Origin of the sequence: Herbaspirillum sp. C7C8 (assembly GCF_022627875.1) — a bacterium.
Taxonomy (GTDB): domain Bacteria; phylum Pseudomonadota; class Gammaproteobacteria; order Burkholderiales; family Burkholderiaceae_D; genus Herbaspirillum.
Genome location: NZ_JABXGG010000065.1, coordinates 1 through 307, shown reverse-complemented (window position 1 = coordinate 307; position 307 = coordinate 1). Strand labels below are relative to the sequence as shown.

Annotated in this window: 2 tRNA genes; both read right to left on the bottom strand. The window is 55.7% G+C overall.

Annotation, left to right across the window (positions count from 1 at the left end):
• Nucleotides 1-72, bottom strand: a tRNA-Ala gene (locus HWE01_RS22665).
• 7 nt (nt 73-79) lie between these two features.
• Nucleotides 80-156, bottom strand: a tRNA-Ile gene (locus HWE01_RS22660).
• Between the last annotated feature and the right edge of the window lie 151 nt (nt 157-307).

Genomic DNA, 307 nt, shown 5'->3' with positions numbered 1-307 from the left:
GGAGGTTGACGGGATCGAACCGACGACCCCCTGCTTGCAAAGCAGGTGCTCTCCCAGCTGAGCTAAACCCCCGAAACCTTGGTGGGTCTGGTTGGGCTCGAACCAACGACCCCCGCGTTATCAACACGGTGCTCTAACCAGCTGAGCTACAGACCCGCTTGGATCAGTATCAGTAGCCAGTCAGTGACCTTGTGTCACGGACCGCGCTTCACCAAATAACTGTTCTTGATTTACAGCCGATAAGTGTGGACGCTTAACTTCGTGCGCACTCTAGAAAGGAGGTGATCCAGCCGCACCTTCCGATACG